Here is a 21,090-nt window from a genome sequence, read left to right as displayed (position 1 = left end):
TTTAGACGCCGTAGGCGTTGGCCAGGCGCCTTTCGGTGCCCGTGCTGTTGATCAGCTTGGACAATTGCGCCATCCACGGCATGGTGAGGTCGCGGATCTTGCGGTCGTCTTCCAGTATCTGCTTGATCAGGGCGACCTTGCGCTGGCGGCCGGCGCTTTCCAGCACGACTTTTGCTTCATTCGCCTTGAGCGCTTCCGCATGCGCGCTCACTTGCTGCTCCAGTGCTTCCAGCTCGTCCCAGTCGGCGTTGGTGGCGGCAGTGACCATCTGGCCCGTCAGGGACTGCATGGCTTCGTAAGTGGTCAGGACTTCTTGATTCGTCATCATGGGTCAGGCGCTCGCAAGGCTGGGCATACGTTTCAGATCGGCGCCAGGCATGGCGGCGGGGGTGGCGCCTATGGCGTTCCAGGTTTCGCGCAAGTCGGTCAGCAGACGTTGCACTTCTTCCAGCATGCCAAGGTCGTTGCGGATGTTGGCCGTCAGCAGGCGCGCACTCATGTATTCATACAGGGCGTCGAGGCCTTCGGCGATCTGGCCGCCCGCTTCCTTGTCCAGGCTGGCGCGCAAGCCATTGTCGATAATCTGGATGGCCTTCGAGATCGACTTGCCTTTTTCCGGCACATTGCCCGATTTCATGTGCACTTGCGCGCTGAGCACGGCCACCAGGGCGCCGTCGTACAGCATTACAATCAGCTTGTGCGGCGAGGCCGAAACGATGCCCGTTTCCAGGCCGACCTTGGCATAGGCATTGACGCCGCGTTGTTGGGTTCCAAACATTTAATTCTCCTGATGATTGGGCTTAACGGTTGGAGGCGATGGCGGCCAGCTGCTGGGTCAAATAGCTTTGCATGGATGTCAATTTGCTCAGCGTCACGTCGAGGCGCGAGTACTGGGCGCGGTAGCGCGCTTCGATGTCGGTCAGTTTGTCACTGAACTTGTCGCGCTGCGTCGCGATGTTCTTGATCGTTTCGTTGAGACCCTTGGAACGGTTGGTGATCATGCCGTTCGTGCCGAGGAAGGAGGTGGCCAGGTTATTCAGCTGGTAGGCATAGCCTTGCGAGAAGCTGACGGTGCCGCGCGAGCCGACGATGCCGCCCGTGACTTCAATCTTCAAGCCCTCGGCCGGCGAACCGGCGGCGCCCGTCAGGGTCTGACCCGAGCCAATCACCGGTTGTCCGCCCAGGGTGCCAGCCACGTCCGCACCCTTGACGGGCGTGGATGCGCCGAACAGGTCGGTTGGCGCCGTGCCGGTGCCGCTGCTGACGGCGATATTCGAGACGGAGCCATAGCGGCTCGATGCCAGTACCATTTTGCCCGCACCATCGATGGAAGCCGACACGGTGGCGCCGTTTTCGGAAAAGGACTTCACGCCGTTGATCGATGACTGGATGATAGAAGCCATCTGGGCCGGGGTGTACGTACCGGCAGGAATGACGACCTGGGCCGTATTCTTGGCAGCGCTGGGTTCGGTATCGTTGAGCGTGATGCTCCACGTGGTGTCGCTGCCTATCGTGGTGGTGGCCGGCATGACAGCGGCCGAGGTGAGCGAGCCCTGGCTGGCCATCGTGGTAATCGTCAATTCATAGCTGCCTGGCTTGGTTGCGGCGGTCGAGCTGGTAAAGGCGACGTTGCTGTCGGTGGCCTTGCCGAGTGCGGAAAACAGGCCGGCGATATCGGTGAAGTTGGCGCTGATGGCTTTGTCGAGCTTGCTGGTGTCCAGCGCCAGGCTGCCATCTTTCTGAAAGGAGATGCCGACCTGGCTCAAGGTGCTCAAACTGCTGTTCAAACCGGTAATGGGTGCGCCAAGCTGCCTGCGCAGCTGGCTCTGGATCGATTGCGCGGTGGAGTCCCCCAGCAGGACGCCGCCCTTCTTGGTTTCCGGATCATAGGCCGTCATCTTGGCCATCGCCGCATTCAGATCGTTATAGGCCTTGACGAAGGCATTGATGCTGGTCTTGACGGTGGAGGTATCTTTCTGCACTGACAAGCTGGTGCTGCCGACCTTGGCAATGCCCAGGGTCACGCCTTCGATGGCCGTATCGACGCTGTTCGATGCGCTGGTAATGGCGATGCCGTTGACGCTGAAGTTCGTGTTTTGCGCGGCGCTGTTCTGTTTCAGGTTCTGCGTGCCACCCGCATCGTATGACAATAAATCGTTCAGGGCGCTTTCCGGGGGCAGGCCGTCGCTGCCGCTCAGCGAGATTTTCATGGACGAGTTGGCGCCCGTCTTCGACGAGCTCAACACCAGATGGTAGGGCTTGTCCGTGCCGTCCGAGACGATGCTGGCGGTCACGCCCAGTCCCGCGTTATTGATGGCGTCGCGGATGCCTTGCAAGGTGTTGTTGGTGGCGTCGATCACCACCGTGCCCGTCGCCTGCGTGCCGTCCTGGGTAAAGCTGGTGTTCATGTAGGCGCCACCGGAGCCTGCCGTCAGTCCGGCGGCGGCCGGATTGCTGCCGGCAATGGTGATCGGGCTGGCATTGCTCGAGGCCAGGTTGATGGTGCTGGTGAGCGTCACGTTCGAGCCGTCATTGACCGAGTTCGAAGCATGGCCGATGCCGCCCATGACCGAGCCTGTCACCACTTCTTCGATGTTGAGGTTGGAACCGTCGGCGCGCGTAAATTTCAGGGTGCCGTCGGCGGCCTTGCCGGTGACGGTGATGTTGGCCGCAGCCAGCGCATTCGAGACGGCATTCGGGCCCTCGAGCGTCGTGTCGAGCGAGGCGGCCGTAATGCCGGTGCCTGCGGTGACGCCGTTACCCTGGGTAACGATCTCGATGCCGCCCACCGACAACGAGTAGGTGCCGTCCGCGCCCGTTGCGATATTGCCGAAGCCGCTGAACATGGTCGCGCTGCTCGATGTCGGCTGAGCGGTGGCGGTCACGCCCGTGGTGCTGCTCTTGGCGTTGATGGCATCGGCCAGGGCGCGCGCGCTCTTGGTGCTGGCGTCGGTGGGGATGGCGGTGCCGTTGAGTATCAGGGAGCCGTTGCTGATGCCCGTCTGCGCCGTGGTGGCGCCCAGGGCCGTGCCGTTCAATCCGAAGGTGCCGCCCGTGAGCGAGCCCAGCTGGAAGGAAATCGTCGTCTTGCTGCCCAGCCCTATGGTCGACAGCTTGCTGGCCATGCCGCCCGACATCAGGGTCTGCGACTGGGCCAGCTGGGTGACATTGATGTTGTAGTTGCCGGCCACGGCCTTGGCGCCAGCACTGGCTGACAGCACCAGGGGATCGGCGGGCGTGGCGCTGACGGCGCGGAAGTTATTGGTGTTGGACAACGCCGACAGCGAATTCTGGAAGGTGCTGACGGCGCCACTGAGCGTGCCCATCGCGCTGAGCTTGGACTGGTAAGAGGCCGTTTTCTTGTCAAAAGTACCCAGTGGGGCCGCTTCGGCCGTCATCAGCTTGTCGATGAGGGCATTCACATCCAGGCCGCTGGCGCCGGCGCCGATGCCGATGGATGAAACTGTAGGTGTGATGGCCACTGAATACTCCTAGGAAAACGCTAATATAAGCTGTTATCGGCAGAATCAATCAGGACTTGAGAGGGGGATTTACCGCGCTGTTTTCAGCGGGAGCAAAAAATCGGGGAAGAGGCAGGGCGTGTGGCTTGAGTTGCAATGAAAAACGGGCCGGATAGCCAGGCTATCGGGCCCTTGGTCATGCTGATGCGTATTGCCACGATGTCGCACCCCATGTGCCATGCCATTATCAGGCGCTTTGACTGATCAGCGAGCCTTTGGCCGAGTCAAAGGACTTGGCCAGTTCCAGGGCTTCCTTGGTAGGTATCTGGCGCAGTACTTCCTTGGTTTCCTGGTCAACGACCTTGACCACAGTGCGCTGGCTGTCCTCGTCGATGGAGAACTCAATGCCTTGCGTTTTCATTTGCGAGGACTGGTTCAGTTCCGATACCGCTTTGTTCAATTGCTCGCGGCTGGGTTCCTTGCTGGCTTGCTGTGGTGCAAACGTGTCGTTTTCCGTAGCCGTGCGTGGCGTTGCCGGGCGCGCTGCCGGCGTGTCCGCAGACACATAAGTCTTGTCTACCCGGGCCGCGGAGGCGGCCGCTATCGTGTCGATAGTCATGGTGCTCTCCTAGTGAAAATTCCCCTGCCGAAAAAATCCGGCAGGGGAATCAGAGTCCTGCGATGTTGCCTGACTAATCGGAGATTAGCCGCGCAGCAGGCTCAGGACGCCGTTTGGCAGCGAGTTCGCTTGTGCCAGCATGGCCGTACCAGCTTGTTGCAGGATCTGGCCGCGGGTCATGTTGGCCGTTTCCGATGCAAAGTCGGTATCGACGATGCGGCTGCGCGATGCGGACAGGTTTTCCGTGGTCGATTGCAGGTTGGAAATCGCCGACGAGAAGCGCGATTGCAAAGCACCGTACTGGGCGCGTTGACCGTTCACCGTTGCCAGTGCTGCATCGGCAATTTTCAGTGCCAGCTGGGCGCCGTCAAACGTCGTCACGTCCAGGGTCGACACGGAGTTCAGAGTCGAACCTTGTGCCGTTGCTTTACCAATTGCCAGGCCGGTCGTGGTGTTTTCCGTGACCGAGAAGCTGTTTTGCGAGTCGAAGGTCACGCGACCGTTGACCGTGGCGGCTGCGGCTGCGGCTTTGGCGTCGACCATATTTGCTGCGGCTTGAATCTTGCCATCGGCCTGGTAGCCAACAACCTCTAACTTGGTGTTGGCCGTTGTGCCTTGCGTCAGGCTGATGTTCTCGCCCGATGCGTTGGTCAGCTTCATGCCCTTGTTGACGCTGTCGTACTGGGCGGTCACGCCGGTCTTGGCCGTTTGGGCATTGATGGCGTTGATGCCTGCTGCATAGTCAGCTGCGGTCGATGCCGTGCCGCTAACGGCGAACGACACGGTGACGCCCTTGGCATTATCCGAACCGATGGCGAACGAATACGATTCGGCGCCCAGGTTCAGGTTCACGTCCGTTTGTGCCGATGCGGTCACGCCCGTTTTCGAAGTCTGGCTGTTGATGTCGGCAGCGATGGATTTGGCGGTGCTGCCTTTGATGGCGTCACCGGCACCGGGTGCCGTTTCGGCAACGGCAGCCGTCGTGTCGACGGTCGTGGTGCCGATGGAGCCGGAAATCGTCAGCTTGCCGACAACTGCATTACCAACGGCATCCAGCTTGGCAGCCGATGCATCGTTGGCGATACGGTTGTTACCGTAGGTATTGGTCAGGAAGTTCGCGCCACTGGCGGAAATCAGCTGATTGGCATCTGCGCCGACCTGGAAGTTGGCCGTACCCATGGTGCCGTCCAGCAGCGCCTGGCCGTTGAACGAGGTGGTTTGGGCGATACGGTTCAATTCCGAACCCAGTTGGCCTACCTCGGTTTGCAGCGCCTGGCGGTCGCTCGACGAGTTCGTCGAGTTCGACGATTGCACGGCCAGTTCGCGGATACGTTGCAGGATGTCGCCCGAGCTTGCCAACGCGCCTTCAGCCGTCTGAGCCAGCGAGACGCCGTCGTTGGCATTGCGGGTGGCTTGGGTCATGCCGCGGATTTGCGACGTCATGCGGTCGGAAATCGCCAGACCAGCAGCATCATCTTTGGCGCTGTTGATGCGGAAGCCGGAGGACAGGCGTTGCAGCGAGGTGCTCAGGGCCGACTGCGAAGTCGACAGGTTACGTTGCGAATTCAGGGACGAGATGTTGGTATTAATTACTGCAGCCATGATAATTCTCCAAACAGGTACTACATTGCGCTATGTGCTAGTCACTTTGGCCTGCCCCGCTGTTCCGGGACAATCAAGCCGCTGTTATTTAGGGTAACGGTTGCTCTGCGGGAAAATTTATGGCGAAAAGTGCTTTAAATTTTAATTTTTAGCCCTTCAGTTTGCCGCTGGCCGCGCGCTAGACGACATGATTTAAAGAAACTTGAGGGTAAAAATAGTTTTATTTTCATATCGCGTGGATGCTGGCGAAGTGCAGGAAGGGAAGCGAGTGTTGTTGTTTTGGAATGAAAAATGCCGTCCGGCCGGGTGGCGGGACGGCATAGGCGAAGCGGGCGGGGTTCAGTCGGCCACCACCACGCGGTTCTTGCCCGTTTGCTTGGCCTGGTACATGGCGCGGTCGGCGCGCTTGACCAGCTCGGCCTGGTCTTCGTTCGGCAGGCGCAGGGCCACGCCGGCGGAAAAGGTAATCAAGACTTTTTCATTGTCATGCAGGAAGAAATGCCGGGTCAGCTCGCGCTGCAAGCGTGTCATCGTCGACGAGGCTGCATCGACCGTGGTTTCCGGCAGCAGGATGAGGAATTCCTCGCCGCCGAAGCGGGCGATGACGTCCATCGAGCGCAGGGTTTCCTTGACGATTTTTACCAAGTGTTTCAAGGCGGCATCGCCGGCCAGGTGACCGTAGGTGTCGTTCAGGCGCTTGAAATCGTCCAGATCCAGCATGGCGATGCACAGCGGCGTGCCGCGGCGGTCGGAGCGGGCCGTCTCGCGCTCGAACACGTCGTCCAGGCCACGGCGGTTCAGGCTGCCTGTCAGCTGGTCTTCCCGCACCAGTTCGCTCATATGCTGGAGCTTGGCTTCCAGGGTGTGGATGCGCTGTTCCGCATCCTGCACTTCCTGGCGCGCCAGCACCATTTTGTCGCGTGCGCGCAAGGCTTCGTTCTGCACCATGCGCGTTTCGCGCAAGACCTCGTCGAGAACGTTGTTCAATTCGCTGATATTTTCCGCCTGGCTGATCTTTTCCGAATAGCCGCCGATCTTTTCATGGAAGTCGCCCGTGCTGGCCGCCACTTGCCCCAGGCGGTCGATGAAGGTCATCATCATGTTCTTCACCGTCAGCTTGACGTCGGACAGGCTGTGCTTGAGCTGGCTCTGTTTGTAGATGACTTCCTTCAGGCTGCGGGTGGCGTCTTCCAGCGCGCGCTGGTCGAGCGGACCGGCGATCAGATTTTGCACGGCATCGACCTGGCCGCGCAGCCAGCTGTCGTCGTCGAGCAACTGGCTGACGTTATCGAGCAGCAACTTGAACAGACGCAGCAGCAATTCCTGCTGTTCGGCCGTGTCGCCGCTTTTGAGTTCGATCTGGTAGCACAGCTGCTTCAGGCGCAGGGCCGCTTCGTTCAGCGCCTCTTCCGTGTGCGCCAGCTTGATGGCCGCGCCCAGCGATTCTGCTTCTTCCACCAGCGCGGGCGTGCCTGTCAGCAAGGTGGCGACGGCAAAGCCCAGGGTGCGGCTGAGCAACTCACGCAGGGTACGCGTCTGTTCGCCGTCCGGCAGGGGCGGCAATTCGATGCCGCCTTTCTTGACCTGTTTTTCCGCCAGTTGCGCCAGCGTGCGCGCATAGCTGTCCCAGTCGCGCGCTTTCAGGGCGCGCTGGAAACGGCGGCCAAAGTCGCCCAGTTCCCCCGTCGATTCGCTCATCTTGGCGGCAAATTGCGTCAGGACGTTTTCCGCGCCGCTTTCTGTGGGGGCGCTGGCGGCCAGCACGGCTGCCGGCACGGCAGGGCTGTCCGCCGGTTCGCTGATGCCGGCGATTTCATTGTAGATCTCGCGGTAGGCGCTGGGCGTGGGGGCGATGCGGCGCGTGGCCAGGCGGCGAAACGCTTCGCGCGCGATCTCAGCCGGATTCATCGCCGCACCGGAGGCGGTATTCGTGGCGCCAGCGGGAGCGCTTGCTGGTGAAGATGGCAATTTACTGGACATGTAGACACAGCCTTTTTAGATATTTCTCATTATCCTCATGATAGGCGAGTTGGCAAAGAACTTATTGTGCGAGAAGCAAGGAGAAGTCCTGTCAATTCGCCCGATGCCAGCGCGCATGCCGCTTTGCCGTCAATCCACCAGCTGGTTGCGGATGGCGTAATGCGTCAGTTCGGCGCTGTTCTTGAGTTTCATCTTGACCAGCAAGCGGGAGCGGTATTCGCTGACGGTTTTCACGGATAATTTGAGCTCTTCGGCGATGGCGCCTACCGCCTTGCCCGAGGCGATCATCACCAGCGTCTGGTATTCGCGGTCCGACAGGGTGTCGTGCAATGCCGTTTCGTGGTCTTCGCCCACCGTGTTGGCCAGTTCCTGCGCCAGCGAGGCGCTGATGTATTTTAATCCCTGCGCCACCTGGCGTATGGCCGTGACCAGTTCGCGCGGCGCACTCTGTTTCGTCAGGTAGCCGGCCGCGCCCGCCTTGAGCGAACGGATGGCGTACTGGTCTTCGCGGTGCATGGAGAGCATCAGCACGGCCAGTTCCGGCTTTTCCTTCTTGATCTGCTTGAGCACCTCGATGCCGCTGCGGTCGGGCAGGGAGATGTCGAGCAGCAACACCTGGCATTTCGAGCCGCGGAACAGCTTGATGGCGTCGTGGCCATTTTCAGCCTCGCCGGCGACGATGATGTCCTTCGTGTCGGCGAGGATTTGTTTCAAGCCCTCGCGCACGATCGCGTGATCGTCGGCGATGAATACCCGGATGGTGGCTTTTTCTTTCATGACTGCGTTGTTTCCTATCTGAATCCCTGCGCCCGGCGGCGACCCTGTGGCCTTACGGCGCTCCGCTTTGCGCTGGTGCGCTGGCTGCAGCCGCTATTATCGCCTCTCGCGGCGTGGTCAGCCGGATTTTTATGCTCAGGATGGTGCCACCGTCCGGCCCATCCATCAGGCTCAGGGTGCCGCCCAGCGCGCTGGCGCGTTCGGCCATGCCGCGGATGCCAAACGATTGCGGCTTGGCACGGTCGGACAGGCGCATGCCGACGCCGTTGTCGGCGATCGACAGGCTGATATGCTGGCGCTGCCGGGCCAGGCGCACGCTGACCTTGCTGGCCTGCGCATGTTTGGCGATATTCGTCAGCGCCTCCTGGGCGATGCGGAACAGGCTGGTCGCCAGGTCCAGCTCCAGTTCGATATGCTGGCGGTTGGAAATGAACTGGCATTCGATGCCGGCCTGGCGCGCGAATTCCTTCACCTGCCAGTCCAGCGCGGCAACCAGGCCCAGGTCCAGCATGGAAGGGCGCAGGTCCAGCGAAATACGGTGTACGGCGTCGATGCTGCGGTCGACCAGGGCATCGACATAGTTGGCCTTTTCCTGCAGCAGCGGGTCGTCCGGGGGCAGGCGGCGCGCCAGCATGGCCAGCGCCATCTTGATCGCCGTCAAATTGCCGCCCAGGTCATCGTGCAATTCGCGCGCCAGGCGCGTGCGTTCGTGTTCCTTGACCTTGTCGATATGCGCCGTCAGTTCGGCCAGGCGGGCGCGCGACTGGCGCACTTCGATCTGTTCGAGCCGGCTTTCGGTGATATTCGTCATGATGCCTTCCCACTGCACCGTACCGTCGGCCAGCGCGCGCGGCGTGGACCGCAGATTGATCCATTTGACATCCTTCCAGGCATCGATCCAGATGCGGCCTTCCCAGTTCCAGCTCCACAAGGCGTTTTTTGACGCTTGCATCGACTCCAGATACGAGGCGCGGTCGTCGGCCAGGATCAATTGATAGAACAGTTCCGGGCGCGCGTGCAGCTGTGCCGGGTCCAGGCCCAGCAGGGCCTGGCAGCCGTCGCTCAGGTAGGCGAAGGACGCGCGTCCATCCGCATGCAGGCAGAACTGGTACACCAGGCCCGGCGTGTTCGAGACGATGGCGTTGAAGCGCGACTGCACCTGCGCCAGGGCGGCCGCCGTCGCCTGTGGCGTGCGCAAGTCTTCGCCCTCGGCCAGGAGCAGGGCGCGGCCCTGGCGGCTGGCGCGCGACAGGTGGAGGCTGAGCGAATACAGGCTGCCATCGCGGCGGCGCTGCTGTAGATGCAGCAGGGCCTGCGCGCCGATGCTGTCGTCCAGGGTGGCCAGCACGGCAGCGAGGTGCTGCGCGTCGAGCTGCGGCGCCAGGGTAAAGGGCGTCATTGCCAGCAATTGCTTGCGCGCGTACTGCAAGTTGTCGCAGGCGGCATCGTTGGCATCCAGCAATTGCAAGCTGGCCGCATCGTACAGGTAGATTTCCGGCGTTGCCGCGCGCATGGCGGGCGCCAGCCGGGGAGTGTCGTGCATGGAGTTGCCTTTCTTCATCAGCGGCGGGCGCGCCAAAAGGCGGCGAAGCGGCGCAGCACTCTCGCTGGGCGGGAATTATGACGGCCTGGCGTACCCTTGCGCAAGCGTTGCCACCAGGCGCGGCGGGCGCGGCCCAGTGCGGCCGACAGGCGGCTGACGCGGCGCCATGGACGCGTGGCGCGCAGGCGGGCGATCCAGCGGTCCTTGGTTTCCATGAACAGGCCGTGCCAGCGCGCAAACCACGGCAAAGTGAGCAGGGTAGGGCGCGTCAGGCTGTACAGACGGGCCACGGCGGCCGCACCGCCCAGCTTGGCAATGACGATTACGCCGATGCCGGAGAATGCATGGCCGCGCGCGATCGCCAGCAGGGCCAGCAGCTTGACGGGAAACAGCAGCACGGCCGGCAGCACGAAGACGGCCAGCGCCCAGTATGGCGGCAGGCGCTTGATCCACGCTTCCAGCGCATGCAGGGGCGGAAATTGCGCCACCACCTGCATGATGCGCGCACCCGTCGCCCACAGCCATTCCTCGATCAGCAGGAAGATGGCGGCCAAATAGACCAGCGGCGCGAACAGCCAGCGCCTGACTCTGTAGAATTTTTTCATCCGTCTCCGTGTTCGGCGCAGGTTTGCCGCGATTGCCCCGATGATACGTCAAAAAAGCCTGCCTGCCCCCGCATCCGGTGTGCCTGTCGCTCCCTGGCGGGGCTACAATAGGCAGATGAATAAAGCCTTTGTAAAAGAATCCGACAACGACGACGATGAAGAAGCGGCCGCGCTGGCGCTGGCCATTCCCGCTGGCGCCAAGAACTACATCACGCCGGCCGGCTACCAGCGCATCAAGGAAGAGTTGCTGCAACTGATCGACGTCGACCGTCCGGAGGTGGTGCGTATCGTCCATTGGGCGGCGTCGAATGGCGACCGTTCGGAAAATGGCGACTATATCTATGGCAAGCGGCGCCTGCGCGAAATCGACCGCCGCATCCGCTTCCTGACCAAGCGCATGGACCTGGCCGCCATCGTCGACCCCAGCGTGCACCATGGCAATGACCAGGTATTTTTCGGCGCCACGGTGACCTACCGCACCAGCGACGGCGAAACGCATACCATCACCATCGTCGGCATCGACGAATTCGACCCCCTGAACGGCAAGATCAGCTGGGTCTCGCCCATGGCCCGCACCATCACCAAGGCACGCGAAGGCGACGTGATCACCCTCAACACGCCGCTGGGCGAGCAGGAACTGGAATTGCTGGAAGTGACGTATCCGGCGCCGGGGGAGGGGTAGTTTGCGTTGACGCAGAGTGTCTTAGGCGCGCGCAGGGATACTGATCATTTAATCGGTATCAGGAGTTGTCATGCCCCGCCCCCTTCGGCTTGTCTTGCCCGGCGTTCCACTGCATGTAGTGCAGCGTGGAGTGAATCGCCAAGCATGCTTTCTTGATGGGAAGGATAAACAGCGCTATCTTGACTATCTGCGCAGTTGTTTAGCGCTTGTGCCATGCTCTCTGCATGCGTATGTGGTGATGAGCAATCATGTTCATCTCTTGCTCTCCACGCAAAGCACAGCCTCCCTGTCGTCGCTGATGAAAATGCTGAACCAGCGTTATGTGCAATATTTCAACTGGCGTCATGGTCGCACCGGCAGCTTGTGGGAAGGTCGCTACAAATCCTGTTTGGTGCAGGGCGAGCGCTATTTATTGATTTGCCAGCGTTATATCGAACTCAATCCCGTCAGGGCCGGCATCGTGACATTGCCTGGGCAATACTGCTGGTCCAGTTATCGGAGCAATGCGCAGGGCAGGCATGATGATCTGCTGTCTCCGCATTCCTTGTATTTGATGCTTGGAAATGATGAGCTTGAACGGCAAAAAACATACCAATCGTTATTTCAGGATAAATTGGGGGAGCGCTGCATCGGACAACTGCGAAAAGCAGTCGATGCTGAATTTGCGGTAGGCGACCAGGTGTTTTTAAGGCGAGTTGCGGAACTGAGCCGGTAGTCCGCAGCGGAGAACTGGGGTCAAACCCGACGGGTCTGACCCCGGCTCTTTGCCAACAATTTTAGTTGCGTTCGCGCAGGATGCGGTTGACGCCAGCGACGCGGCGCACATTGCGCAGCAGGGCGGCCAGGTGGACGCGATCCTTGACTTGCACGGTGAAGCGCAGCTGGTCGAGAACGTTGTCCTTGTCTTCGTCCATGCCCACATAGATGATGTTGGCGTCGGACTCGCCGATTTCGGCGGCCACGCGGGCCAGGATGCCCCGTTCGCTGTTGATCAGCACCTTGATGCGGCAGTCGAAGCGCCGGTTCAGTTCGGTTCCCCAGCGCACGGCGATCCAGCGGTCCGGTTCCTTGGTGCGCTGGCGTTTCGCTTGCGAGCAGTCGCTCGTGTGCACCAGCAAGCCCTGGTCGCGGCGCAGCTGGCCGATGATCTGGTCGCCGGGAATCGGCAAACAGCAGGGCGCCAGCTGCACGGAGACGCCTTCGGTGCCACAGATGGTAACGGGGTCGAGTTCGCTGCCGCTATTGTGTTCTACAGGCATGCTGGCCGCTTCGCCGCCGATCAAACCAAAAATGTGGCGCGCCACCAGCGTGGCCATGCGCTTGCCGATGCCGATGTCCGCGTACAGCTCGTCCATGGAATTGGCGCTCGATTCGTTGAGCAGGCGTTCGACCAGTGGGGCTGGCAGGTCGGCGTCGATGTTCAAGGTTTGCAGCGCTTGCGACAGCAATTGCTGGCCCAGGGCGATCGATTCTGGCAGGTTGATCGTGCGCAAATGGTGGCGGATGGCCGAACGGGCCTTGCCGGTGCGCACGAACGACAGCCACGTCGGGCTGGGGCGCGACGAGGAATCGGTGATGATCTCGACGATGTCGCCATTATGCAGCTCGGTGCGCAAGGGCGAGGTTTCGTTGTTGATCTTCACGGCCACGGTCTGGTCGCCGATGCCCGTATGGATCGAATAGGCGAAGTCGATGGCCGTGGCGCCGCGCGGCAGGGCGATGATCTTCGACTTCGGCGTAAACACGTAGACGGAATCGGGGAACAGGTCGACCTTGACGTGTTCGAGGAATTCGGCCGAGTCGCCCGTCTGCTGCTGGATGTCGAGCAGCGATTGCAGCCACGCATGCGTGCGCTGCTGCAGGTCGGACGGGTTCGATTCGCCGCTCTTGTACAGCCAGTGCGCCGCCACGCCCGATTCGGCCGTGCGGTGCATTTCCTGCGTGCGGATCTGGAATTCGACGGGTGTGCCATACGGACCGATGACGGTCGTGTGCAGCGACTGGTAGCCGTTCAGCTTGCGGATCGCGATGTAATCCTTGAACTTTCCCGGCATGGGTTTGTACAGGCTGTGCAGGGTGCCCAGGGTCACGTAACAGTCGGCAAAGCTGCCCACCACCACGCGGAAGCCATACACGTCCAGCACTTGCGAGAACGACAAGTGCTTGCTGCGCATCTTTTTATAGATGTCGTACAGGGTCTTTTCGCGGCCCGTGACGTCGGCCTCAAGTTCGGCCATGGACAAGGTGCTTTTCACCGCATCCATGATCTTGTTGACCACTTCGCGCCGGTTGCCGCGCGCCGCCTTGACGGCTTTCGCCAGGGTGCGGTAGCGCATGGGGTACAGGTGCGAGAAAGACAGGTCCTGCAGCTCATGATAAATATTGTTCAGGCCGAGGCGGTGTGCGATCGGCACGTACACTTCCATGGTCTCGCTGGCGATGCGGCGTTTTTTTGCCGCCGTCATGAAGTCCAGCGTGCGCATATTGTGCAGGCGGTCGGCCAGTTTGATCAGGATCACGCGCACGTCGGACGCCATGGCCAGCAGCATCTTGCGGAAGTTTTCCGCCTGCGCTTCGATCTGGCTCTGGAATTCGATCTTTTCCAGCTTCGACAGGCCGTCGACCAGGTGCGCCACGGGCGCGCCGAAGCGTTCGATCAATTCTTCCTTCTTGACGTCCTGGTCTTCCATGACGTCATGCAGCAGGGCGGCCATGATGGCTTGCGCGTCGAGTTTCCAGTCGGCGCAGATTTCGGCGACGGCGATCGGATGCGAGATATACGGCTCGCCCGAGCGGCGCATCTGCCCCAGGTGCATTTCGTCGGAGAAGCGGTAGGCTTCCTTGACTTTTTTCAAGTCGGCGGGAGAAAGATATTCGGCCAGTTTGTCGGCCAGGTGACTGACGGAGGCCACGCCCAAGGCGGGTGCTGGCGGTGTGGCGGAGGCATTCCCGGTGGACGTGCCAGCGCCGGACGCGGAAGCGCCCTGCGATTTTGCCGCCTGGCGCGGGGCCGGAGGCGGCAGTGCTGCGGAAGTCGTGTCGGCTGGAGTCAGACTCATAAAACGTCGCGTTGCTTTACAGTGTGAATAAGGATACGGTAGAACCAGGGGTCAGCACTGTTCCGGCACGCGGCTTCCCACTTACATCGGGACCTTTTTCAGCATTTCGATACCGACTTTACCGGCAGCGATTTCACGCAGTGCGACAACGGTAGGCTTGTCCTTGGCTTCCACCTTAGGGGTGTGGCCTTGCAACAACTGACGTGCGCGGTAGGTTGCAGCCAGGGTCAGCTGAAAGCGGTTAGGGATCTGTTTCAGGCAATCTTCGATGGTGATACGGGCCATAGTAACTCCTAATAGTGGTGCGTGGCGCTGTGTGAACTGGCGTGCAGGGATGATTATTCTGCGTGCAGGCCCAGCTGGGCGAATAGCGATGCGTTGCGGGCCGCTTGTTGCGCAAACCGGCAACGGGCCGCTCTCACGATCGCGCTCAGTTCGGACAAAGCGACCGTAAACTCTTCATTGATAATAACATACTCGAACTCGGGAGCGTGTGCGATTTCGCCGCCGGCCGCCAGCAGGCGGCGCGTGATCACATGCGGCTCGTCCTGACCGCGCTTGTTCAGGCGCTCTTCCAGCGCATCGATCGATGGCGGCAGGATGAAAATACCGGCCGCGCGGGGGAATTGCTTGCGCACCTGGCGCGCGCCCTGCCAGTCGATTTCCAGCAGGATGTCGGTACCGGCCAGCATTTGCTGTTCCACCATGATGCGCGAAGTACCATAGTAATTGCCATGCACTTCCGCCCATTCCAGGAATTCGCCCTGGTCGGCGCGCGCGACAAAGTCTTCCGCTGTCGTGAAGTAGTACTCGCGGCCGTGCTGCTCTCCGGGGCGGGGCGCGCGCGTGGTGGTCGAAATCGACAGTTTGATGCCGGGCTCTTGCGCCAGCAATGCATTGACCAGTGTCGATTTGCCGGCGCCCGAGGGCGCGGCGACCACGAACAGGCTGCCGGAGAAGGCGGTAGGGTGGCTCATGCGGATCTTTCCATATGCGTGTGATGGCGGCGTGTGCGCTTGCGTGCGCGCCGCCCAATTCGGTATTTTACCAAGAGGCAGGGCGGCGAGCCAGTCCCGCGATGCGCCCTGCCGCCGCGCTTGCGCATATTTTGCTTGTTATCTTTTGGAAATGGTTATTTAATTTGGAATGGTTTTTTCTTGATAACTATTTTGCGGACAGGATGCGCGCATGAAAAATTTCCCCTTCCTCAGTATTGCCCAGGCCATGCTGTTGCTGCGCGTGGCCATTGCCGTGATGTTCATGGCGCACGCCATTACGCGCATTGCCAACGGCACGATCCCCCGCTTTGCCGGTTTCCTGGAAGACAAGGGATTCATCTGCGGCCTGGCCGTGGTGTGGGCGATTACTGTTGTCGAGATCGTTTGCGGCAGTTTGCTCATCGTCGGCAAATACACGCGCTGGGCGGCGGCTGGGCTGATGGTGATCTGCGTCGGCGGCATCGTCATCGTGCATGCGGCCAAGGGATGGTTCGTGGGCGAACATGGCGCTGGTGGCGTGGAATACAGCATCGTGCTGTTTGTGGCCTGCGTCGTCATCGCCGCCAGCGACAGGGGGCGCGCCGCAACGCGCCTGGCCTGAAGCCGGGGGATTATTCCAGGTTCTGCACCTGTTCGCGCATCTGCTCGATCAGCAGCTTCAAGTCCATCGAGGCATCGGCCAGTTCCTTGACGGACGCCTTGGCGCCCAGCGTGTTGGCTTCGCGGTTCAGTTCCTGCATCATGAAGTCGAGTCGCTTGCCCACTTGCCCGCCCTTGGTGAGGATGTGGCGCGTTTCGCCCAGGTGGGCCGACAGGCGCGCCAGTTCTTCCGAGACGTCGATGCGGATGCCATACAAAATGACTTCCTGGCGGATGCGCTCCATGGCGTCCTGGCGCGACAGGGCCGAATTCGATCCCTGGCTGGCCAGGCCCAGCGCGTCCTGCATGCGTTCGATGGCTTTTTGCTGGAAGGCCGCTACCACCTGCGGTATCAAGGGGGTGATGCGCTTGACGATGGCTTCCATCGCTTCGATGCGCGACACCAGCACCGCTTCGAGCGCCGCGCCTTCGCGCTTGCGGCTGTCGACGAAGGCAGCCACGGTGCGTTTGGTCAGCGCGCCTACGTCCGCCTGCAATGACTCTTGCCCCACTTGCGCTTCTTCGATGATGCCTGGCCAGCGCAGCAGTTCGGCCACCGTCATGACGGGGGCGGAGACAAAATGCTGGCCCACTTCGTTTTGCAGGCGCGCCAGTTCGGCCAGTAGGGGCAGGTTCAGCGCCTGCGTGCCGGCCGTCGCGGCCTTGCGGCCAAAGCTCAGGCGTACCTCGACTTTGCCGCGCGTGATGGCGGACATGACGGCGGCGCGCAAGTCAGGCTCCAGCGCCCGCAGATCGTCGTTGATGCGGAATTGCAGGTCGAGAAAGCGCGAGTTGACGCTCTTGATTTCAATTGTCAGTGTGCCTGCAGCACCTTCGCTGGTGGCAACCGCGTAGCCTGTCATGCTTGAAATGCTCAAAGGATTCCCCGATTTGGTCTTATATACAGTCACTTATACACTTAATCAGGCAGCGCAGGCAATACCGTCCGCGCCGCAAAACAGGACCGAACAGTGCGATGGCCTGAAAATTGCTGAATAGTGTGCGTTTTACGGCATTGTAAAGAAAATTGTGTTTGGCGGGGCAGGATTGTATGGATCTTGTGCGCATGCCGCCAGGCGCCGTGTCATGGCGCCGCGGTGGTAAAATCGCTGCCGCAACTCCAATCACACAGGATACCCCCATGACATTTGAATCCCGCCCGAGCGGCCGCTCCGTCGACGCGCTGCGCGCCATCCGCATCACCCGCCAGTACACCAAGCATGCCGAAGGCTCGGTGCTGATCGAGTGCGGCGACACCAAGGTCATCTGCACCGCCAGCATCGAAGACAAGGTGCCGGGTTTCCTGAAAGGTAAGGGGCAGGGCTGGTTGACGGCCGAGTACGGCATGCTGCCACGCTCGACGCACACACGCATGGATCGCGAAGCGGCGCGCGGCAAGCAGTCCGGCCGCACGCAGGAAATCCAGCGCCTGATCGGCCGCTCGCTGCGCGCCGCCTTTGATCTGCAAGCCTTCGGCGAACGCACCCTGCACCTCGATTGCGACGTCATCCAGGCCGATGGCGGCACGCGCACGGCCTCGATTACCGGCGCCATGGTGGCCGCGTATGATGCGTTTTCCCAGCTGCAGGCGCGCGGCGCCATCGCCGCCATCCCGGTGAAAAGCTTCGTCGCCGCCATCTCCGTGGGTGTCTACCAGGGCATGCCGGTGCTGGACCTGGACTATGTGGAAGACTCGGGCTGCGACACGGACATGAACGTGGTGATGACGGAAGCGGGTCACTTCATCGAAGTGCAGGGCACGGCCGAAGGCGCCGCCTTTGACCGCGCCGGCATGAACCGTTTGCTGGATCTGGCGCAGGGTGGCATCGCCGACCTGATCGTCATGCAGAAGCAGGCGCTCGGCCTTTAATCTTTACCTGGATTTACATCCTGTCGCCCGCCGCGCCGGGCAAAAAGCCCACACCTGCCGCCGTTGAGCGCGGCAGTGGGCCAAGGTGAGGGGAGCGCAAAAGGTTTACAATGTCGGCACTTCAACCGGACTACTGACATGACCCAACGCCTCATTCTCGCCTCCAACAACGCCGGCAAGCTCAAGGAATTCAATGAGCTGCTCTCGACCATCGGTTTTTCAGTCCACGCCCAGGGCGAGTACGCCGTGCCGGAAAGCGACGAACCGTTCCACACCTTCGTGGAAAACGCCTTGCAAAAGGCGCGCCACGCTTCCCGCTTGACGGGCTTGCCGGCGCTGGCCGATGATTCCGGCGTATGCGTCAATGCGCTCGGCGGCGCCCCCGGCGTGTATTCGGCCCGCTATGCTGGCGAGCCGAAATCGGACGCCGCCAACAGCGCCAAGCTGATTGCCGACCTCGATGCGCATGCCGACAAGTCCGCGTATTACTACTGCGTGCTGGTCTATGTGCGCCATGCGGACGACCCGCAACCGGTGATCGCCGACGGCCGCTGGAATGGCGAGATGATCGCCACACCGCGCGGCCAGGGCGGCTTCGGCTACGATCCGCATTTCCTTATTCCTGCGCTGGGCAAGTGCGCGGCCGAACTGACGTCCGATGAAAAGAACGCGCTGTCGCACCGGGGCCAGGCCCTGCGCGCGCTGGTTGACAAGCTGCGGACCCTGCGATGATTCCGATCAAACTGGTGGGCGCTGTCGCCAAATCAGCAGTGAAATCCGGCCCCTCGCCCGTGCCGCAGGAGGGTATTTCCGGCGCGGCAGGAGCTGCGCTGAAGTATCTGCAGCCGGGCGCGCTGAACCTGACGGCCCTGCCGCCGCTATCGCTGTACATCCATTTCCCGTGGTGCGTGAAAAAATGCCCGTATTGCGATTTCAATTCGCACGAGGTGCGTGGCGGCTTTCCGGAAGATGAATACCTGGCGGCCCTGCGCCTGGACCTGGAAATGGCGCTGCCGCTGATCTGGGGCCGCAAGATCCACACCATTTTCATCGGCGGTGGCACGCCCAGCCTGATGTCGGCGGCGGGGCTGGACCGCCTGATGTCGGACGTGCGCACCTTGCTGCCATTGGAACCCGATTGCGAAATCACCATGGAAGCCAATCCGGGTACCTTTGAGACGGAAAAATTCAAGTCCTACCGGGCCAGCGGCATCAACCGCCTGTCGATAGGCATCCAGAGCTTCAATGGCCGCCATTTGCAGGCGCTGGGCCGCATCCATGACGATAATGAAGCGCGCCGCGCGGTGGATATCGCGCACGCCAACTTCGACAATTTCAATCTCGACCTGATGTACGCGCTGCCCACGCAAACGCTGGCCGAAGCGCAGCAGGACCTGGAAACGGCGCTGTCGTTCGCGCCGCCGCATTTGTCGCTATACCACCTGACGCTCGAACCCAACACCCTGTTCGCCAAGTATCCGCCCGTGCTGCCGGACGATGACGAGAGCGCCGACATTGCCGACATGGTGGCCGCGCGCGCGGCCCAGGCCGGCTATGGCCGCTACGAAGTGTCGGCGTATGCGCAGCCGGGCCGGCAGGCGCGCCACAACCGCAATTACTGGGAATTCGGCGACTACCTGGGCATCGGCGCGGGCGCGCATTCAAAAATCTCGTTCCCGCACCGCGTCCTGCGCCAGGCCCGCTACAAGCAGCCGCGCGCCTACATGGACGCGGTACTGGCCGGTAACCCGGTGCAGGAAGAGCGCGAACTGGCGCGCGAGGAAATGGGTTTTGAATTCATGCTCAACACCTTGCGCCTGACGCAGGGTTTCTCGCCCAACCTGTTCGCCGAGCGCACAGGCCTGGCCATCAACGCCATCGAGCAGCCGCTGAATGCGGCCGAAGCGAAGGGCTTGCTGTACCGCGACCACCAGGTCATCCGTCCGACGGAGCTGGGCTTGTGCTTCCTGAATGACCTGCAGCAGATGTTTTTGGAAGATTAATGCGTGGGGACGGCGCGCAGGCGCTGCAGCTTGGCCGCATAGAGAGTGTGGTCGCTGCGTGTGGTGCTGTTGCTCATCGCTAGTTCCAGCTGCTTGCCGGCCTGCTCCAGCTGGCCCAGGCGCGCATAGGCTTGCGCCAGCCAGAAGTGGAATTCGTGGTAGTACGGGTCGCGCGCGATTTCACGTGAAAACAGCTGTATCGCCCGCACGTAATCGTTTTTCTGCATGGCCGCCTTGCCCAGGTTGAAGTAATGGAAAGGCGGTTGCGGCTGCAGCGCCAGCAGGCGCCGGCGCAGCGGCAGCGCTTCATCCGGCAGGCCGGCCGCTTCCAGCGCTTGGGCCAGGTTCGACAGCAGCACCGTGTTGTCCGGCGTGCGCGTCAGCGCATGGGCGAAAGTGCGCCGTGCTTGCGCCAGGTCGCCATGGCGGAACTGGATTACGCCCAGGGTGTTGTAGGCGCCGCTGTACGAGGGGTCCTGCAGCAGCGCTGCCCGGGCCCACCAATACGCCTGGTCCAGCTGGCCTTCACTCATGGTTTCCGCAGCGCGGTTGTTCATGTACATGGCGAGCACGGTCACTTCGTCGAGTTCTCGCGTGCGGTAGCCGCCCATCTCCGCGGACGGCAGGAAATCGATCACCATCATGCCCTTGGCATCGTACCTGCCGGATGTGTCATCCAGCCGCTGGCCCAGCACCAGGTTGACGTGGCCGGCGACAAAATACATGTCGCCGCTGCGGCTCCAGCTTTCTTCACCGAGCACCTCCTGGTAGCGCACCTGCAAGCCCATTTCATGTGCCAGCGCCGCCGTCATGATCACCAGCGACAGGCAGTTGCCCTGGCGTGCGGAGAACGTTTCGCGCGCATTGCGCGTCATGGCCGCATCGTACTCGAGTTTCAGCCTGCTCTTGTCGTACAGGGCGTCATACAGGGCCGCGCGGTCATTCTTGTTGCGCGCCTCGCGCCGCACTTGCGTGCGCACATACTGGCGCATGGTCTCGTCGATGGCAAAGACCTGGCTGGCGTCGATGGCGGCGGCCGGCGCAAAATCGCTGTCGTTGAAGATGGGGGGCAGGCTGGCGGGCGGTGCTACGCTGCAGGCCGCCAAAGCGCCACAGAGCAGGGCGGCGCCCAGGCGCTTGAAGCAAGAGGCGAAAACAAGATAGGGACGCATGGTCTCTCCCTGGAGGCGCCGGCTGTCTCATGTCGCGGTGGCGCGCCAGTCCCACCTGAAACCAGTATCGGCGCGCCTGG

At 61.5% G+C, this 21,090-nt stretch carries 20 protein-coding genes; 6 read left to right on the top strand and 14 right to left on the bottom strand.

Annotated elements, in window-relative coordinates; all coding sequences use genetic code 11:
• Position 1: 1 nt before the first annotated feature.
• From CLU92_RS14115 to CLU92_RS14075, 9 genes are all read right to left on the bottom strand, one after another.
• Complete coding sequence (locus CLU92_RS14115) at positions 2-328, bottom strand: flagellar protein FliT (RefSeq protein WP_101482385.1); 327 nt, start codon at positions 326-328, stop codon at positions 2-4.
• A gap of 3 nt (positions 329-331) precedes the next feature.
• Positions 332-778: a flagellar export chaperone FliS gene (gene fliS / locus CLU92_RS14110; RefSeq protein ID WP_101482384.1), complete on the bottom strand. Its 447-nt coding sequence runs from the start codon at positions 776-778 to the stop codon at positions 332-334.
• Between the two features lie 22 nt (positions 779-800).
• The gene (fliD, locus tag CLU92_RS14105) at positions 801-3,482 is read right to left on the bottom strand and encodes a flagellar filament capping protein FliD (protein ID WP_257561085.1); all 2,682 of its coding nucleotides are present in this window, start codon (positions 3,480-3,482) and stop codon (positions 801-803) included.
• Between the two features lie 226 nt (positions 3,483-3,708).
• Complete coding sequence (locus tag CLU92_RS14100; RefSeq protein ID WP_101482383.1) at positions 3,709-4,080, bottom strand: flagellar protein FlaG; 372 nt, start codon at positions 4,078-4,080, stop codon at positions 3,709-3,711.
• An 84-nt stretch (positions 4,081-4,164) separates the two neighbouring features.
• Complete coding sequence (locus CLU92_RS14095) at positions 4,165-5,682, bottom strand: flagellin (RefSeq protein WP_101482382.1); 1,518 nt, start codon at positions 5,680-5,682, stop codon at positions 4,165-4,167.
• Positions 5,683-6,021: 339 nt separating this feature from the next.
• On the bottom strand, positions 6,022-7,590 hold the full coding sequence (locus CLU92_RS14090; protein ID WP_101482381.1) for a diguanylate cyclase: 1,569 nt from the start codon (positions 7,588-7,590) through the stop codon (positions 6,022-6,024).
• Positions 7,591-7,791: 201 nt separating this feature from the next.
• Positions 7,792-8,439: a response regulator transcription factor gene (locus CLU92_RS14085; RefSeq protein WP_101482380.1), complete on the bottom strand. Its 648-nt coding sequence runs from the start codon at positions 8,437-8,439 to the stop codon at positions 7,792-7,794.
• A gap of 52 nt (positions 8,440-8,491) precedes the next feature.
• Entirely contained in the window at positions 8,492-9,982 is a 1,491-nt protein-coding gene (locus CLU92_RS14080) for a sensor histidine kinase (RefSeq protein WP_243857964.1), read from the bottom strand.
• A 17-nt stretch (positions 9,983-9,999) separates the two neighbouring features.
• Positions 10,000-10,587: a hypothetical protein gene (locus CLU92_RS14075; RefSeq protein WP_101482379.1), complete on the bottom strand. Its 588-nt coding sequence runs from the start codon at positions 10,585-10,587 to the stop codon at positions 10,000-10,002.
• 115 nt (positions 10,588-10,702) lie between these two features.
• On the opposite strand from CLU92_RS14075, the gene greB reads away from it, so the two are divergent.
• Both greB and CLU92_RS14065 read left to right on the top strand, forming a co-directional pair.
• Complete coding sequence (gene greB, locus CLU92_RS14070; protein WP_077407784.1) at positions 10,703-11,269, top strand: transcription elongation factor GreB; 567 nt, start codon at positions 10,703-10,705, stop codon at positions 11,267-11,269.
• Between the two features lie 70 nt (positions 11,270-11,339).
• Positions 11,340-11,984, top strand: a complete 645-nt coding sequence (locus tag CLU92_RS14065) for a transposase (RefSeq protein ID WP_101482378.1) — start codon at positions 11,340-11,342, stop codon at positions 11,982-11,984.
• A 61-nt stretch (positions 11,985-12,045) separates the two neighbouring features.
• On the opposite strand, the gene CLU92_RS14060 is transcribed toward CLU92_RS14065, so the two are convergent.
• The 3 genes from CLU92_RS14060 to gmk all read right to left on the bottom strand — a co-directional run bounded on the left by CLU92_RS14060 (position 12,046) and on the right by gmk (position 15,305).
• Entirely contained in the window at positions 12,046-14,328 is a 2,283-nt protein-coding gene (locus CLU92_RS14060) for a bifunctional (p)ppGpp synthetase/guanosine-3',5'-bis(diphosphate) 3'-pyrophosphohydrolase (RefSeq protein ID WP_101482377.1), read from the bottom strand.
• Positions 14,329-14,409: 81 nt separating this feature from the next.
• Complete coding sequence (gene rpoZ, locus CLU92_RS14055) at positions 14,410-14,613, bottom strand: DNA-directed RNA polymerase subunit omega (RefSeq protein ID WP_010400723.1); 204 nt, start codon at positions 14,611-14,613, stop codon at positions 14,410-14,412.
• A gap of 53 nt (positions 14,614-14,666) precedes the next feature.
• Complete coding sequence (gmk, locus tag CLU92_RS14050; protein ID WP_077407781.1) at positions 14,667-15,305, bottom strand: guanylate kinase; 639 nt, start codon at positions 15,303-15,305, stop codon at positions 14,667-14,669.
• A gap of 211 nt (positions 15,306-15,516) precedes the next feature.
• On the opposite strand from gmk, the gene CLU92_RS14045 reads away from it, so the two are divergent.
• Positions 15,517-15,927 carry a DoxX family protein gene (locus CLU92_RS14045; RefSeq protein WP_101482376.1) on the top strand — a complete coding sequence of 137 codons (411 nt, stop codon included), beginning with the start codon at positions 15,517-15,519 and terminating at the stop codon, positions 15,925-15,927.
• 10 nt (positions 15,928-15,937) lie between these two features.
• Here CLU92_RS14045 and CLU92_RS14040 read toward each other — a convergent pair whose 3' ends face one another.
• Positions 15,938-16,828, bottom strand: coding sequence for a YicC/YloC family endoribonuclease (locus CLU92_RS14040; protein WP_034787070.1), 891 nt, complete (start codon positions 16,826-16,828; stop codon positions 15,938-15,940).
• Positions 16,829-17,106: 278 nt separating this feature from the next.
• Between CLU92_RS14040 and rph the strand changes: the two genes are divergently transcribed.
• The 3 genes from rph to hemW all read left to right on the top strand — a co-directional run bounded on the left by rph (position 17,107) and on the right by hemW (position 19,838).
• Positions 17,107-17,835 carry a ribonuclease PH gene (gene rph, locus CLU92_RS14035; protein WP_101482375.1) on the top strand — a complete coding sequence of 243 codons (729 nt, stop codon included), beginning with the start codon at positions 17,107-17,109 and terminating at the stop codon, positions 17,833-17,835.
• A gap of 138 nt (positions 17,836-17,973) precedes the next feature.
• Positions 17,974-18,567, top strand: coding sequence for an RdgB/HAM1 family non-canonical purine NTP pyrophosphatase (rdgB, locus tag CLU92_RS14030; RefSeq protein ID WP_101482374.1), 594 nt, complete (start codon positions 17,974-17,976; stop codon positions 18,565-18,567).
• Positions 18,564-19,838 carry a radical SAM family heme chaperone HemW gene (hemW, locus tag CLU92_RS14025; protein WP_101482373.1) on the top strand — a complete coding sequence of 425 codons (1,275 nt, stop codon included), beginning with the start codon at positions 18,564-18,566 and terminating at the stop codon, positions 19,836-19,838. Before rdgB ends, hemW begins: the two co-directional genes overlap by 4 nt.
• Here the strand turns inward: hemW and CLU92_RS14020 are convergent.
• On the bottom strand, positions 19,835-21,010 hold the full coding sequence (locus CLU92_RS14020; protein ID WP_101482372.1) for a tetratricopeptide repeat protein: 1,176 nt from the start codon (positions 21,008-21,010) through the stop codon (positions 19,835-19,837). The two genes, hemW and CLU92_RS14020, sit on opposite strands and share 4 nt — an antisense overlap.
• Positions 21,011-21,090: the final 80 nt, after the last annotated feature.

Origin of the sequence: Janthinobacterium sp. 61, assembly GCF_002846335.1 — a bacterium.
Taxonomy (GTDB): domain Bacteria; phylum Pseudomonadota; class Gammaproteobacteria; order Burkholderiales; family Burkholderiaceae_D; genus Janthinobacterium.
This window is presented reverse-complemented; position numbering and strand designations above follow the sequence as displayed.

Coding starts and splice junctions, on each gene's coding strand:
- CLU92_RS14115 (WP_101482385.1), bottom strand. CDS start 328: ATGATGACGAATCAAGAAGTCCTGACCACTTACGAAGCCATGCAGTCC.
- fliS (WP_101482384.1), bottom strand. CDS start 778: ATGTTTGGAACCCAACAACGCGGCGTCAATGCCTATGCCAAGGTCGGC.
- CLU92_RS14100 (WP_101482383.1), bottom strand. CDS start 4,080: ATGACTATCGACACGATAGCGGCCGCCTCCGCGGCCCGGGTAGACAAG.
- CLU92_RS14095 (WP_101482382.1), bottom strand. CDS start 5,682: ATGGCTGCAGTAATTAATACCAACATCTCGTCCCTGAATTCGCAACGT.
- CLU92_RS14090 (WP_101482381.1), bottom strand. CDS start 7,590: ATGAATCCGGCTGAGATCGCGCGCGAAGCGTTTCGCCGCCTGGCCACG.
- CLU92_RS14085 (WP_101482380.1), bottom strand. CDS start 8,439: ATGAAAGAAAAAGCCACCATCCGGGTATTCATCGCCGACGATCACGCG.
- CLU92_RS14080 (WP_243857964.1), bottom strand. CDS start 9,982: ATGCACGACACTCCCCGGCTGGCGCCCGCCATGCGCGCGGCAACGCCG.
- CLU92_RS14075 (WP_101482379.1), bottom strand. CDS start 10,587: ATGAAAAAATTCTACAGAGTCAGGCGCTGGCTGTTCGCGCCGCTGGTC.
- greB (WP_077407784.1), top strand. CDS start 10,703: ATGAATAAAGCCTTTGTAAAAGAATCCGACAACGACGACGATGAAGAA.
- CLU92_RS14065 (WP_101482378.1), top strand. CDS start 11,340: ATGCCCCGCCCCCTTCGGCTTGTCTTGCCCGGCGTTCCACTGCATGTA.
- CLU92_RS14060 (WP_101482377.1), bottom strand. CDS start 14,328: ATGAGTCTGACTCCAGCCGACACGACTTCCGCAGCACTGCCGCCTCCG.
- rpoZ (WP_010400723.1), bottom strand. CDS start 14,613: ATGGCCCGTATCACCATCGAAGATTGCCTGAAACAGATCCCTAACCGC.
- gmk (WP_077407781.1), bottom strand. CDS start 15,305: ATGAGCCACCCTACCGCCTTCTCCGGCAGCCTGTTCGTGGTCGCCGCG.
- CLU92_RS14045 (WP_101482376.1), top strand. CDS start 15,517: ATGAAAAATTTCCCCTTCCTCAGTATTGCCCAGGCCATGCTGTTGCTG.
- CLU92_RS14040 (WP_034787070.1), bottom strand. CDS start 16,828: ATGACAGGCTACGCGGTTGCCACCAGCGAAGGTGCTGCAGGCACACTG.
- rph (WP_101482375.1), top strand. CDS start 17,107: ATGACATTTGAATCCCGCCCGAGCGGCCGCTCCGTCGACGCGCTGCGC.
- rdgB (WP_101482374.1), top strand. CDS start 17,974: ATGACCCAACGCCTCATTCTCGCCTCCAACAACGCCGGCAAGCTCAAG.
- hemW (WP_101482373.1), top strand. CDS start 18,564: ATGATTCCGATCAAACTGGTGGGCGCTGTCGCCAAATCAGCAGTGAAA.
- CLU92_RS14020 (WP_101482372.1), bottom strand. CDS start 21,010: ATGCGTCCCTATCTTGTTTTCGCCTCTTGCTTCAAGCGCCTGGGCGCC.